Source organism: Vibrio sp. 1069, from assembly GCF_033340555.1.
In genome coordinates this window covers 460,081-473,461 of the sequence record NZ_JAWOWP010000002.1, presented here as the reverse complement: position 1 = coordinate 473,461, position 13,381 = coordinate 460,081, and the positions used below count along the sequence as shown (strand labels likewise).

12 protein-coding genes and 2 tRNA genes are annotated in these 13,381 nt (G+C 40.0%); 2 read left to right on the top strand and 12 right to left on the bottom strand.

Annotated elements, in window-relative coordinates:
• Positions 1-56: 56 nt before the first annotated feature.
• The 9 genes from R7040_RS05195 to R7040_RS05155 form a co-directional block, all read right to left on the bottom strand.
• Entirely contained in the window at positions 57-620 is a 564-nt protein-coding gene (locus tag R7040_RS05195) for a hypothetical protein (RefSeq protein WP_169643913.1), read from the bottom strand.
• A 489-nt stretch (positions 621-1,109) separates the two neighbouring features.
• Positions 1,110-2,030 (bottom strand): IS5 family transposase, encoded by a 921-nt coding sequence (locus tag R7040_RS05190; protein WP_213895869.1) that lies wholly within the window; start codon positions 2,028-2,030, stop codon positions 1,110-1,112.
• Positions 2,031-2,196: 166 nt separating this feature from the next.
• The gene (locus tag R7040_RS05185; protein ID WP_169643992.1) at positions 2,197-2,898 is read right to left on the bottom strand and encodes a response regulator transcription factor; all 702 of its coding nucleotides are present in this window, start codon (positions 2,896-2,898) and stop codon (positions 2,197-2,199) included.
• Positions 2,899-3,005: 107 nt separating this feature from the next.
• On the bottom strand, positions 3,006-3,887 hold the full coding sequence (locus tag R7040_RS05180; RefSeq protein ID WP_169643994.1) for a hypothetical protein: 882 nt from the start codon (positions 3,885-3,887) through the stop codon (positions 3,006-3,008).
• Positions 3,877-6,261 carry a fimbria/pilus outer membrane usher protein gene (locus R7040_RS05175; protein WP_169644015.1) on the bottom strand — a complete coding sequence of 795 codons (2,385 nt, stop codon included), beginning with the start codon at positions 6,259-6,261 and terminating at the stop codon, positions 3,877-3,879. Before R7040_RS05175 ends, R7040_RS05180 begins: the two co-directional genes overlap by 11 nt.
• 91 nt (positions 6,262-6,352) lie before the next feature.
• On the bottom strand, positions 6,353-7,048 hold the full coding sequence (locus R7040_RS05170) for a fimbria/pilus periplasmic chaperone (protein WP_169643996.1): 696 nt from the start codon (positions 7,046-7,048) through the stop codon (positions 6,353-6,355).
• Positions 7,049-7,050: 2 nt separating this feature from the next.
• Complete coding sequence (locus R7040_RS05165) at positions 7,051-7,758, bottom strand: molecular chaperone (protein WP_169643998.1); 708 nt, start codon at positions 7,756-7,758, stop codon at positions 7,051-7,053.
• 75 nt (positions 7,759-7,833) lie between these two features.
• The gene (locus R7040_RS05160) at positions 7,834-8,334 is read right to left on the bottom strand and encodes a hypothetical protein (protein WP_169644000.1); all 501 of its coding nucleotides are present in this window, start codon (positions 8,332-8,334) and stop codon (positions 7,834-7,836) included.
• Positions 8,335-8,411: 77 nt separating this feature from the next.
• Positions 8,412-8,918, bottom strand: coding sequence for a hypothetical protein (locus R7040_RS05155; protein ID WP_225492135.1), 507 nt, complete (start codon positions 8,916-8,918; stop codon positions 8,412-8,414).
• 481 nt (positions 8,919-9,399) lie between these two features.
• On the opposite strand from R7040_RS05155, the gene R7040_RS05150 reads away from it, so the two are divergent.
• Together R7040_RS05150 and R7040_RS05145 are read left to right on the top strand one after the other, a co-directional pair.
• Positions 9,400-9,486 (top strand) — tRNA-Leu (locus tag R7040_RS05150).
• 36 nt (positions 9,487-9,522) lie between these two features.
• Positions 9,523-9,596 (top strand) — tRNA-Cys (locus R7040_RS05145).
• A gap of 5 nt (positions 9,597-9,601) precedes the next feature.
• Here R7040_RS05145 and R7040_RS05140 read toward each other — a convergent pair.
• From R7040_RS05140 to R7040_RS05130, 3 genes are all read right to left on the bottom strand, one after another.
• Positions 9,602-10,594, bottom strand: a complete 993-nt coding sequence (locus R7040_RS05140; RefSeq protein ID WP_025767734.1) for an LLM class flavin-dependent oxidoreductase — start codon at positions 10,592-10,594, stop codon at positions 9,602-9,604.
• Between the two features lie 235 nt (positions 10,595-10,829).
• Positions 10,830-12,035 (bottom strand): GGDEF domain-containing protein, encoded by a 1,206-nt coding sequence (locus tag R7040_RS05135; RefSeq protein WP_226977227.1) that lies wholly within the window; start codon positions 12,033-12,035, stop codon positions 10,830-10,832.
• Between the two features lie 133 nt (positions 12,036-12,168).
• A complete protein-coding gene (locus tag R7040_RS05130; protein WP_005376042.1) occupies positions 12,169-13,155 on the bottom strand; it encodes an ABC transporter substrate-binding protein in 987 nt (328 codons plus the stop codon).
• Between the last annotated feature and the right edge of the window lie 226 nt (positions 13,156-13,381).

Here is a 13,381-nt window from a genome sequence, read left to right as displayed (position 1 = left end):
TTGCTTAATTAATATGTGTTTATTTTTCGTGCGGTCTGAATAAACAGACTTAAGTGTTAGTCGCTTTGGTGTTGAAGTCTTACATCGTGGGCAATAGCTCTTTCGACATCAAAGTGGTCGCCCATCGTTCCGGCTAGTCCGGTATGAAATAACTCCTCTTGGTGGAATGTGATTGCACTGGTAATCGCACCAAATATTTCCAGCATAATGTCCAACGGAAGCGAAAGGTTGGAGCGAAGGTACTCATAAGCTTGGTACATCTGCAGAGGCAGTCCTTTGTTATTGTCAAAGTCGTACACGGCTTCAAATTCCGCAGGTTCTACACCCTCGAAGGTTACTTTAGTTGTCAGTATGTGGGTATTACCTACTAGATGTTCAGATTCTGTTCTGAAGTGATCGGTCAGTCTTAAGAAACGTTCGTGGTCATACTCTCCGTTAGTACAGATCAGCGACTCAGAGTTGTTAAAGGCCATGATCAGGCCGCCAAATTCAGAGTCTCCGTATGCGACCAGTTCTACAGTTTCATCTTGCTCGTTAACCAGAGAGTTTTCGTTACCAACCAGTAGGTTAGTCAGAATCTTAATATCTTTTTGGATGGAAGCTGGGATTCTGTTTTCCATGGTTTAGTCCTTATCAAATGTTTCAATATGTGAGCGAACTGCTCAGTCAGGAAGGATTATGTAGTCAGAGCCCAAAATAGGACAGGAAATAGAATCTCACGGATTCCCATAGAGTGGGTCTTGGGGCTATCTGGTTGATTTGTAATGTTATTTACGTAGCGTTTATGTCAGGTGGCGGGGACGTAAATACAGTAAAGTGGCCACGAAGCCTTTAAAAATAATATGTTAAAGGGTTGGTGGCCACTTGGTGAGTTCGAGGTCTGTGATCTGGCCTAGAAATCTGTTGTTGAATATGCGCTATGTTGTATTTATATCAAAATAACAAGCAATCAATAGGCTGGGTAAATGGAACAAATCTCAATAATTCACGTGGCTATCGCTGGTGCTGTCATCGTGGTGATACTTGCGCTTGTCAGTAGCAGAAAAGTAACACGAGGCTTTGTTGCTTAATTCGATGAGAAGACATGGTAGCCCCATGTTGTTCAGTTCTTAAACAACATACTGAGTTTCAGGCATACCTAGCCCTGTAAGCTTGTTCAGCGCTTTGATCATAGCGTAAGTCTCACCAACTTGAGCGTTGTAGTCCCTCAGGCTTAATTTCCCACCTAACAACTGTTTTACCCGATACATTGCTGTCTCTGAGAGCGAGCGCTTATGATAACCATACCGCTTTTTCCATTTCTTGTTAGAGCCGTAGAGCTTCTGGCAACCCACTGCTAAGTTGCGAGGAGGTCCTCGTTCCCAGAAGGCTGCCCCTTCTCGTGGCGGAATGAGCGGAACAGCTCGCTTGAGCCGTATGGCATCATGGCAATTCCTTGTGTCATAAGCACCATCGCCTGATATCTCAATGATTTTACGACGTGTCTGCTTAAGCAAGTTGGGAAGTACTTCGGCATCGGTTACGTTAGATAAGCTCAGCTCTGCTGCGACTATTTCGTGGGTGCTAGTATCTACTGCGATATGCAGCTTACGCCAAACCCTACGCTTCCCGTCAGTACCATGCTTCTTGACCTTCCATTCGCCTTCGCCATAAACCTTGAGGCCAGTGGCATCAATGGCTAGGTGTTGTATCGCACCTCTGGTTTTAGTTTTAAATGAAACCTCAACTTCCTTAGCTCGACGGCTTATACAGGTGTAGTGGGGACAAACTAGCGGGATGTTAGCCAGCTTAAATACCGAGTCTAGAAATCCTTGCAGTGCTCTCAACGGCATAGAGAATATGCGTTTCACCATCAGTGCAGTAGTAATGGCTAAGTCGCTGAATTGGCGAGGTCTGCCGCGCTTGCCTTGTTTGTTTTGCTTCCACTCGGCTATCGCTTCCTCATCAATCCAAAAGGTCAGAGAACCACGGTTTATTAAGGCTTTGTTGTACTGCGTCCAGTTAGTTGTTTTGTAACGAGGTTTAGGCATGAGGCTACGATGATTAATGGGTGTAGCCGATCAGATCGTAGCTTCTTGATTTAGTTCCATCGATTTAAGCAACAAAGCCAGCTCGCGGGTGAATAGTTACTATCAAAGAACTGATAGATGAATTAGATGTTTTCACCGTGAATTTAGTTTGCAAGCAATGAAAAGGTTAGTGATGATACTGGGTAAATAAAATTTTATCATAAATAAAGCTTGCCTTTTGAATGGCTTCCTTACGGTTATTTACTTTTAATTTTTTATATATGTTGTAAACATGTGTTTTAACGGTACATTCAGCGATAAATAAATCTTCAGATATCTCACGATTGGATGCGCCTTTGATGACAAGTTTAAATATTTGAATCTCTCTCTTGGTTAAATGAGTCTGTTTCGCTTGCAGCTGTAGTGCATAAGGACGAATGTCGGTTATCATCTCTGTCATTACTTTTCTTGGCAGCCACAGATCACCATCAATTACGCTTTTTAAACAACGCGTAAAGTGCTCTATAGGTGCATCCTGGTAGATAATCCCTTTCAAATCTATGAGATACATTAATTGTGTTTCTGCTACTATCATTTCTCCAATTTCTTTAGGAAAATCATAAATTATCCATTTATTGGATAATACCTGTGATAACGTTACTTGGATATCGATAACCTTTTCTAAGGTTAGATAACTAATAAGAACGAGATCAGAGCTGATGGTCTTAGTAGATTTATTAATTTCTTGTAAGCATTTTCTTTCAAAAGAAAAATAGCCACTTTTGTTTATTTCTTGTATTATAAATTGGTTGCTAATCCCGTCATCGCCTATCAAAAGTATATGCTTTATAGCCCGATTACAATTATGTTCTTGTTCTACATAACTCATAGTTATAATTTCCGTTTTTTATTGTGCTCACTTATAGATTAGTCAATTCTAGGTAACAACGCGGAAGTTTGCCAATGTGGTATTCATATTTTGATATATGTATCGCTTTATGGCTGTTGGGATAAATTAGGTTCGATTGATATCTGCAATGTGTCTTCGTATTGACCTCCAGGTTTTTCTTCTGCGTTACCAATAACAAAGATCAGAGGAATAGGTTGACCAGTCGTAGCAGCGTGACGTGGGATACGTACACTAAATTGTGTAAGATTGACGTAGTCGTTGTCGAAGATAATTTGATAGGGAATATCCCACTTGGGTTCATGTGATTCGTGGCGTAATGCACCATGATTTGATGACTCCAAAACAACCGCATAGGCAGAGTTACTTTGAACCCATAGGTTAGGCGATGAATTGATTACTTTGTTTGAGTGTAACGTTCCTAAGTCAAGGTCATAATGTGGTTGTGATAATCCGTAAAAATGAATTTTCGCTGCTGGTGGTACATCCACAGTGACAGGAAGCAAAGTAGGACTTATTTCTATTTTGCCGTCTATTTGTGCATATGACGTAGCAACTTCTAATACGCCTCGATAGATCCCTGACGTTAACCATTGTTTAGCGGGAAAGCGCATTTGTACGGTTGCAGCAGGTTGGTTCTCGGTCAAAGTAAAGCGCCATTGATTAGCTATTGTGTTACCTGATTGCCCACTCCACTCGAAAAAGAGCGAATCTTGACGGCTACTTTTCAATGATTTACTTGTATCGTCAAGCTGTAAAACTAAGTTCAGTTTGCAGCCCTCACCAATAATATTTGCACTCACACGATAGGTATTGGTTGTTGCAAAACTGCTGTTATTGAAGACATCGTATTTTGCTTGTGTTGATACTGGTTGGATAGACAGAGAGTTAGCTTCACAAGCCCAAACAGAAGGTATATTAGCCAATGGTAGCAAGAACAACGCGCTCCGCTTTAGTTGTTTAATCGACATATAACTCTCCTAATCTGATCAAGGTGTCACTTCGTTCACTAAGATTAATAACTACTGACTCTTGTTCTTTAGTGTCAAGAACGAGTTTGTATTGCCCCGGTTTTAATCCAGAAATCGCAAAAACACCACTACGGTTTGTAAAGAATTCAATTGGTTGTTGCTGTGTTTTACCAAGGTACTGCGCAAAGCCCGCAACAAGTGAAATAGGGCTGTTACTTTGACGATCGAACAGTTTACCAATGACGGTTAATACCGCATCAGAACCAATTTGCAGTTGGAATCCTTTTTTATAGCCAGGTTTAACCCAAAAAGCGCCTTCTCCGAGATCGTAACCGGGTGGTAAGTTTTCCACGTCGTATCCGATCACTTGGCTGCTATAGGCCACAAGGTCAGGAACCAACGCAGAAGAGTCTTCATAGAGATAGACGCGTGCTTGCTTACCGTCTCGGGTAGGGTCGATGGCAATGTCGTTCTCTGCAAGGCTTTCATGTTTATTAATGATGGCAAACGCTTCTCTAACGGGTCTTCCTATTGTCACTGATGACCCTGCAAATGCCACCGCACTACTAAGCTTAAGATCGGTGCTATGATTTCTCGTATTATCACTGATGCTCTCAAGGCGAGAGGTGTGACTCGCGCTTAATTCATAGCGGTTTGCCGTATAGTTAACCCCAAGATTAACATCCGCGTCAGTCTCTTTGTTATTAATGGCACTGGCAAATGCAGAAACGCCGCCAGTGCTTCCAATATTATTTTGATAACTATAATCTAAGGCACTTTCATTGAGTTCTGTTGAATAACGACCAACGACACGTGTTTGTTTGCTGAGTGGCCAACTTAAGGTGAGAGTCGTGCTAATGTCATCGCTCCCCCTCTCGTTATTCTTATAATTAACACGAGCGCTCCACGTGGCGGGTGTATCGAATAATCTTGCAGATAGGCTGGGGCTTACAATCCAATAGTCGTTTTTTTTATCAACGCCAGCTCGATAATTTAGAGTAACAGCCGCGCGTAATGAACGTGAAAGATAGATGGATCCAAAAGCACTAGCATAATGAGTCGTTAAATTAATATCACTGCTTGATGCTTCATATGCCGATATTCCACTGAAGCTATTGCTTAAATATTCATAACTGAGGCTTAACTGTGGCTCTAGTGAGTTTGATTTAGAAAATTCGGCATCGAATGCTACTTTATAAGCGTCACCGCGACCATAAATCGGATGATCACTGTGTGAAGCGTTTAATTCAGTAATGCCTAGTTTAGAAGCGAAAAGTGCGCTAGCACCATATTGGTATAGGTTTTCACGCACTTGAGAATTAACTCCTAAGGTTAACCAAGGTGAGACACCAACATCGAGATAACCGTGAAAAATACGTTCATCCGTGAGGTATTCTAATTGTTTATTTTGGATTTCTGATGGAACGCCATACATGATACTGTATTCGAATTCGCCACTGTTTAATAAATCATTACCGGTCGCAATCGAAAATTCAATGCGTTCTTCATTTCCTGAACGATCAGTAATAACGAGCTCAATATCATTGTTTCCTTGTGCTAGTGGAATATCACTGAGATTATAACTGCCCGCACCAAGGGTTAATCTTTGTACAGGGATGCCATCGATATACACATCGACATTAGACGTGCGCTGGAGTGTGAATGATTGACTTGCACGAGGGCGTACATTTTTGGTGGGTATAAGAGTGAAGTCACGCGTCACGCCAACTCCCAAAATGTCTGTTCCATCTTGAAAAGCTTGACCACTGTTGTACATATCGCCTATTACTACTCGAGTACCTTGTTGGGGGTAATCGATATTAAGGCGTGTGCCTTCTCTAATGTAGCTTGAACCGGTTAGAGAACCATTTTCTATAAAGGATTCATATTCAAAATTAAGCATGCTTAGATTGAATGCTGAGTCGAATCGACTGCGATATAGGCTTTCTCGAGCAGAGTCTTCGTCGACAAATTGACTTTCATTGGCGGAAAGCGACACATTCACATAGCCACTCAAAAGGCTTGGCTTCGCATAATTATATAAATTTCCCGCTTCGCTCATAGATAAATTCTGTGTCAGGCTGGACTGTGGTGGGATTGTCAAGACACATTCTAATGAAGCAAAATCAAAGGTTAAACTTACCCCTGTTTGTGCGAAGTGCTGTTGAGACAATATGTCATCACCACTGGATTCTTTAAGCGCATTTATTACCTCTTGTGTCACAACTGACGTTAGGAGAGACAGGGTGTCCTCTTTGGGTAATAAAATTTGGTTGTCTGCCGTAATGGTGATGTCTGCTTCACCTAATATAGTATCACTGACCCTTAGTAAAGAGGTGAGTTTAATATCTCGGCCAGTTGGATTAAGCACCATTTCTTGGCTGTGGGCAGCAGAATTTATTATGAATAGAACCAAGCAGCACATGAAAGTGGGCGTAACCAACGTGCGCATGATCTTAAAAATGTCAGTTTTCATAACCATGATATATGCCAACGGGTAATTGAATCGAAGAAGAATGTACAGTAATAGTAGAATGAGGCGGAACAAACTGCTCACCCAGCGCCTTATGCACGGTCTGATTAATATCATCAGGAAGGTTGTCGAACCTGAGTAATGAAGTGAAGGTAAATCGATTCCCGGTGTTAGTGAGCGTTAAACTACCATGTTCACCAATATGTAACTTTATGTCCGGTTGAAGAGAAGACGAGTGAACGTGTAACAGTGCATTGTAGTGGATCTGTAGATTAATCCCAGTAGACAAACCATTCACCTTTTCAACTTGAGTACTGCTTCGATTTATATCGGCGGTGCTAAAGCGGATAAAGTAACTTTGCGACATTTCGAGAGGCACTTTACTTAGCCATTGTATTCTAAATGTTTGACGCTTTCCGGGCGCGAGCATTGCTGCGGGCGGAAACACCAAAATGTCTTCATTTGGTGAGCTAGACGTAGACGTTTCAAACGTACCATTAGGCGCAAATGTCAAACGTCGAACGTTGGCTTCAAGTGCGAGCGTTTTGGTTGAGTTGTTGGAAACTACCAACTGCGAAGTTAGTTGATGATCCGTATTTAGCTCAATGACCGTGGGGGAGAGTGTAATTCCAAACGCTTGAGTATATATAAAGCACACTATCACTCCGGCTAATAAACGCCATTGCATCGTTACTCCTCCTGTTCAATATCAATTGATAGTGTACGAATGTTGAAGTTCTCGAGTGGCAACATTTCAAAAGAACGTTTGGAGTGGGGCAATACTAACGTCCCTGAGATACGTTGTGAAATTTCATTTCCTTTTAAATAAGTAGATTGAGTGCCATCGGATACTTTCCACGTCGTGTTGGTTAATCGTCCGTAACTGTTGCCGCTATTCAGCACATCTAGAACCCAATTGTCTTTGTCGTTTTGTTTTATACTTGTGACGGAAAACTGGGGCGAGGTGTTTTGCGGACGAACATTGATGAGCGTGTTGAATCGAAGAAGTAAACTCACTTGGCCTTGATTGCTGCTGGCTCGTTCCACTTTAACTTGTTTAACCGCAACCCGATACGCTTTAGATTCAGTGATGGATGGATCGCCTAAGTAACGAATCATAACTGATTGTGCCCGGCCTGGTTCTATAATGGCAGTGACGGGTATGACCAATAATTCTTCATCCGCAGGCACAATGGTCTCGTTACCATATTCATCCATGGTCATGAAATAGGGTTGTAGTTCTACCGTCAATGGCACAGTAGAGGTATTCTCCACCCGCATCGTCATTTGAGCACGTTTCCCTAATGGTGCCATCTCGGCAGACATCGGTTCTACTTTAAAAGCATGTGCGAACATACACGTAAACGACAAAAAGAAAAATGTGAACCAACGAATCATAGCAGTGAGCTCCATCAAAAAAATCTTACATGACAATAAAGGAGGAGGCGAAATACGCCCCCTCATTCTGTACGTTTAGTTTGAGGTGATATTCACAGTTAATGTGTCAGAGTAGCCACCAGCCCAAGGAGATGTCTCGGTAGTAACAATGTCAATTGATGCACCTACACCAGTAGCCAAATTGCCTGAACCACCATAAGATTGAGAAGCTGAAACATCGTTTAGACCAGGGCCACCCGGTGCGTTCAATGTAAAGGATGCTAAACCGCCAGCAGGGTTAAATGTTGCGTCATATTTTAGAGCAAAGTCTTCATTATCATCCGACTCCAAACCACCTTCCGCACTGGTCATGGTAACGGTCGCACCATCTGCATCATTACATTTCAATTCCAGACCACCTACACTAACGCTTTGAATTGTTGAGACGTTACCAAAGTCAATTAACTGTGTGGCAAGGCCAGTCACTTCACAAACAGGTGATACATAACCAACTAACTGAACGTCACCTGGAGCGGCGTAAGCGTTAGCACCAAAAATAGCGGTTACAGCAGCTGCACAGAGTGTTAGCTTTTTCATAAGAAATTCCTTTCACTTTTGATTGTTGGCTCAATTACGGCTGAGCGTATATTGCTCTGCAGTTATTTGCAGAGTTCCTACTTTGTTACGCTATGAATTGAAGGGTATACTTCAATTTCAATAACGTCATGATAATAACCCGCATAAAGCAAGTTATTTTCGAGCGTTACCCTAAGTACTCCTCGTTGAGTAAAAGGAATAACACCAGAGCTGTCTATCATTGCGGGCGAAAGCAATTGTCTACTAAGTCGACTTTCATTTAATCGAAGCTCATCGACTTGCAACGATAATTCGTAATTTTCAATTAATTCAACGCCCTGATGTTCATATTTAAGGCCACCATATTGAGAATTGATGGTGATCCCCAAAGGGCGATTGCAATATAGTGAGAAGGGCAATGATTGCGTCTTCTGCTCAGAAAAGGTCATCACATTGCCTGATAAAAAAGTAATCTCACAACGATCTTTAATTTGACCTGCTAACCCCATGGTCAAGGTGTTCGCACGGACATAGAAAGGGATCGATAGGCTCATAACCGTTAGCGTTATCACGAATCTACGAAGAGTAAAAAATATTTTAGTCATTTACTCGCCCCTATCTGTTCAATTGCATTCGTTGTTTAACAATTCAAACTATAGAAAGCACAGACTTTGGCATAGTAGTAAAAAAAGTTGATTATTAATGGAGAGTAGGAGAAATAGTATGAGTTTAGTTAAAAGAAATGAGCCCATTTGTTTGCAATAGGTTGATATAAAATGAGTTGTATTTATTGAGGTTAAAAGTTAGCGAATAAAGAATATTTTACTTATTGTAAATGTCTGATTTATAAACTAGCAGAAGTATGCGTTTACGATATGTTTTCAGGCAACGAATTGCTAGTACAAAAAGGGGATAGGAATCGACATTTCTGGTATTAATTTATACAAATAGGTGGATTTATCTCCAGTCAGTTGATAAATAGAATATTTTTTGTTGACCTAAAATTATTATCCGTTAAAGTACGCCTCGTTCTCACGGCAAAGGTCGATGAGACAGATGGTGTCTAACCCATCGCATGATTGCGTTGCCCTGGTGGTGGAATTGGTAGACACAAGGGATTTAAAATCCCTCGGCGTTCGCGCTGTGCCGGTTCAAGTCCGGCCCGGGGCACCATCAAAATCTTTGGTGACAGAGATACAAAATCAGAAAGGCGCCTTGGCAGAGTGGCTATGCAGCGGATTGCAAATCCGTGGACCTCGGTTCGACTCCGGGAGGCGCCTCCATTCTTTTACTTGTCCATGAGTTCCGATAGTAACCTGTAGGATCTCAACTTCTCAGATTGTTCAAACACCATCGTGTTTACCATAATTTCATCTGCCCCAGTGCGTTCCAAAAGTTTCTCAATTTTCTGTCTTACATATGTTTGATCACCATGGATAGATTCACGTAATTGAGTTTCAACGTGAAGCTTTTCCTGTGTTGACCATAGTGGTGCCATACTTTTCACTGGTGCGCGAAGTTTTTCGCGATTGCCGCGAATCATTTTTAAGAATTTTTGCTTCTCTGTTGTCGCGAGAAAATCTGCATGTGACTGAGTATCCGCTACGATAACGTTGGCACAAATCATCACATAGGGTTGAGCTAAATGCTCGGATGGGACAAACTCATCTCGATAAAAGTTTAGAGCACGAGACATTGCATCTGGAGCAAAGTGTGCAGCAAATGCGAAAGGTAAGCCTCTCTTAGCTGCTAAACGTGCGCTGTATGTACTCGACCCCAGAAGCCAAATCGGCAGAGATGTGTTGTTACCTGGATAAGCCGCGACTGGTTGATTTCGAGATACGGGACCAAGAAAGAAATTAAGTTCCTCCAACAGCTCTTCAAAGTCAGGATCCATATGCTCTGGTTCCCGCCTTAATGCATGCATTGTTTGGTAGTCGGTGCCTGGTGCGCGTCCTAATCCGAGGTCAATACGACCAGGGTATAATGCCTCTAACGTTCCGAATTGCTCTGCAATAACTAGTGGTGCATGGTTAGGTAACATGACTCCACCTGATCCTAAACGGATCGAGTTCGTGTGCGCTCCAATATGACTGAGTAATACACTGGTTGCGGCACTGGCGATGTCGGGCATGTTATGGTGTTCAGCCATCCAAAACCGATGATAGCCCCAGGACTCGATTGATTGAGCTAATTCAACGGAGCGTTCGAACGTTTCGGTGAAGTTTGTTCCGTCGGACACGGGTGCCAAATCCAGAACAGATAAACGAGGAAAAGACATAGGATAGTTATAGCCTGTTAATGAATCTTAACTATCATATGGTGGTGAAAGTTGACGTTTAAAAGGGGAGGATTAACCATTCACAATGGATTATTTTTCTTCAATGCCTGGAGAGCGTTTAGCTTACGAGTTTAGCTTTTGCTATGTGATAAAAGCGGCTTTATTACTGTAAGTGGCCACAGTGGTCGATGTCGTTGAATATTCGCATGTAGAACGTTTCCACAGCTACTTTAGATTAAAACATAGGCCTCTTTAACAGCGAACTGCTGTTGTCGACAATAGTGAACGAGCTAGCTTTAGAACGTTTTGACTGATACATAGACTTGTCTGCCGCTGTTAATAATTCATGTACATTCGACCCATGCTCAGGATAGAGTGCAATACCAATGCTAGCTCCGACGCATAACTCTTTACCTTTAAAATGAATTACTTTTTCTATTTCTTGGATATAGCGTAGTGCACATGCAGACAGAGACGTACCTGTTGTGTGTGAACGATGAATAATAATAAATTCATCTCCACCAAAGCGGCCTACCATGTCTGATTCGTCGATAATACTTGATAATCTACTAGCTACAGATTTTAACACTGCATCACCTGCCTCATGGCCATGGCTATCGTTAATATCCTTAAATAAATTTAAATCTATAAAAAACAAACTAAAACTATTCTCACTGCCTCTGAAATTACGCGTAAGCTGGATCAAATGTTTTTCTATTGCTCGACGATTGTAGATATTAGTTAAGGAGTCGTGCTCAGACAAAAATACCAAACTTTCTTTTTGACGATTTAGAACTGAAGTTTGATTCTCTACTTCTTCTTTAAGTTTTGATTTTGATATTGTTGTGTGGTTTAACAATGCCGCCATTTTATTGAAGTAACAAGACAGATTTTCAAATTCCGTGAATTGATTTTCTGAAGGGATTTTATAGTCAAAATTTGACCTGCTTAATTGTTTTATTCCATTTATAAACCTTTGAAAGCTTCTCTTGAACTTTATTTTTATATAAAAGCATAATAGCATAACAACCAGAGAGATAAAAATAATACCTGCTTGAGTGTAATAATTTAAATTTTGTAGTTTTGTAGACTTATTATTAAGTATTTTTTTATAAATATATATTATTTCATTATTCATATCCTGGGATACAATGTTTATTCTGGATTGTATGACAGGATTTGATTTATTATAATTTACGACTGAATCATAATGGCGATCTTTGTCTAGTAAATGATTATTTTCGTATTGAACTAAAAAATACAGTTCGAGATTCATTTTTTTTAGGTCTTTAGTAAGGTATAAAACATCTTCATTTTGAGATAATAATTCGTTTAATTTGTTATGAGAAATCATGAATTGTGTGAAATTGTTTTTTCCCCTATTTTGAGTGTAAGCCCAAAGATAACTACTTAATGACTCTAATGATATTTGTATGTCCATTATTTGGTTTAATTGTTTCTTGGCTTTATAATCTTCTATTTTTATGAAGCTTATGTATACTATAACGCTGATACATAGTATTACGCTTAGACTGAATAGTGATGCTAAATAGTGGTTTAACGAACGATGCATTTTAATCTAGACCATCAAAATATGAATTGATATAGTTTTCTTTAAATATTTTTCTGTAATTTGGAATCTGTCCTTCTACATAGTTTTGTTTTAATGCCCAATTAGCTTCTGATTGTAATGTAAATAATAAAGAATTCGTTAAATTTAATCGAAAGTTATAATCATCCCAACTCCAAGATATTTCTTCAACTGTTGTGTTAAGTTTTTGTGATAGTATTTTCATTGTTAAATGAGGGTTTTTATCCATCCAGTTAATTGAGTGATGAAGTGACTTTATTATTTTCATTACTTCTTGATCTGATTTTTCAATGTGTATTTCTTTTGATACAAGCAAAAAGTAAAGTTTATACACGCCAATAATTCCTATGTTCTTTACTTCTTCATTTATTCTATTCTTGGCCATAAATCCGTATGGCTCCCAAGTAGATATTGCATCGACGTTTCCTTGCATTAAATGATTTATAATAACCTGCGTTGTTGATGATATTTTTTCTACTTTTTCTAAATCAATGTCATTTACCTGTAGCAACAAGTCTAAGTAATATTCGCTAGCGCTCTTTTTTATTACACCAACCTTTTTTCCTGGTAATTTATCTATACTTTCTATGCCAGACCGCTTTTTAGTTAGCAGCTTAATATCATTCGTAGAAGATGCAAAAGAAGTGATTAATGCTAAATCTTTGTATTCAAAGCTTTTAAACATCAGTACGCTTTCAGAAAAAGTGGCGTAATTAACATGGTTTTCTAGAAGTAGGTTTGAACATTCGACCCCTCCAAAGCACATGATAAGTTCGACGTTTAAATCGTTTTCTTCAAACGCACCTATGTGCTCTGCAATGATAAAAGGGGCTGACAGAGGCGTCTTAGATATACCGATTGTTGTAGGTTTGTGGATAGCATTTGATACCGTTGTTAACTTTAAATAAGCAACTACTAATGCAGAAAGAACTAAAATTATGATAACTGTAGAAATCTGTTTTGTATCCATCAAAAACAACTCCCTTCATAATAGTAGTAATTAATCTATCAGTTAAATGAGTGTAGTTGCTTATTGGGTTGATGCTAGGAGAGGAGGGGATTTATTTGTATCGTGCCAAATTTATGAGTACCTAGGGGTAATTTCGGTAACTGGCTTAGATATAAAGAATTTATCTTTAGTTAGTTCAAGTTGTAGCAAATGACTGATTTCATAACATGATGATTTATGGAGAGAT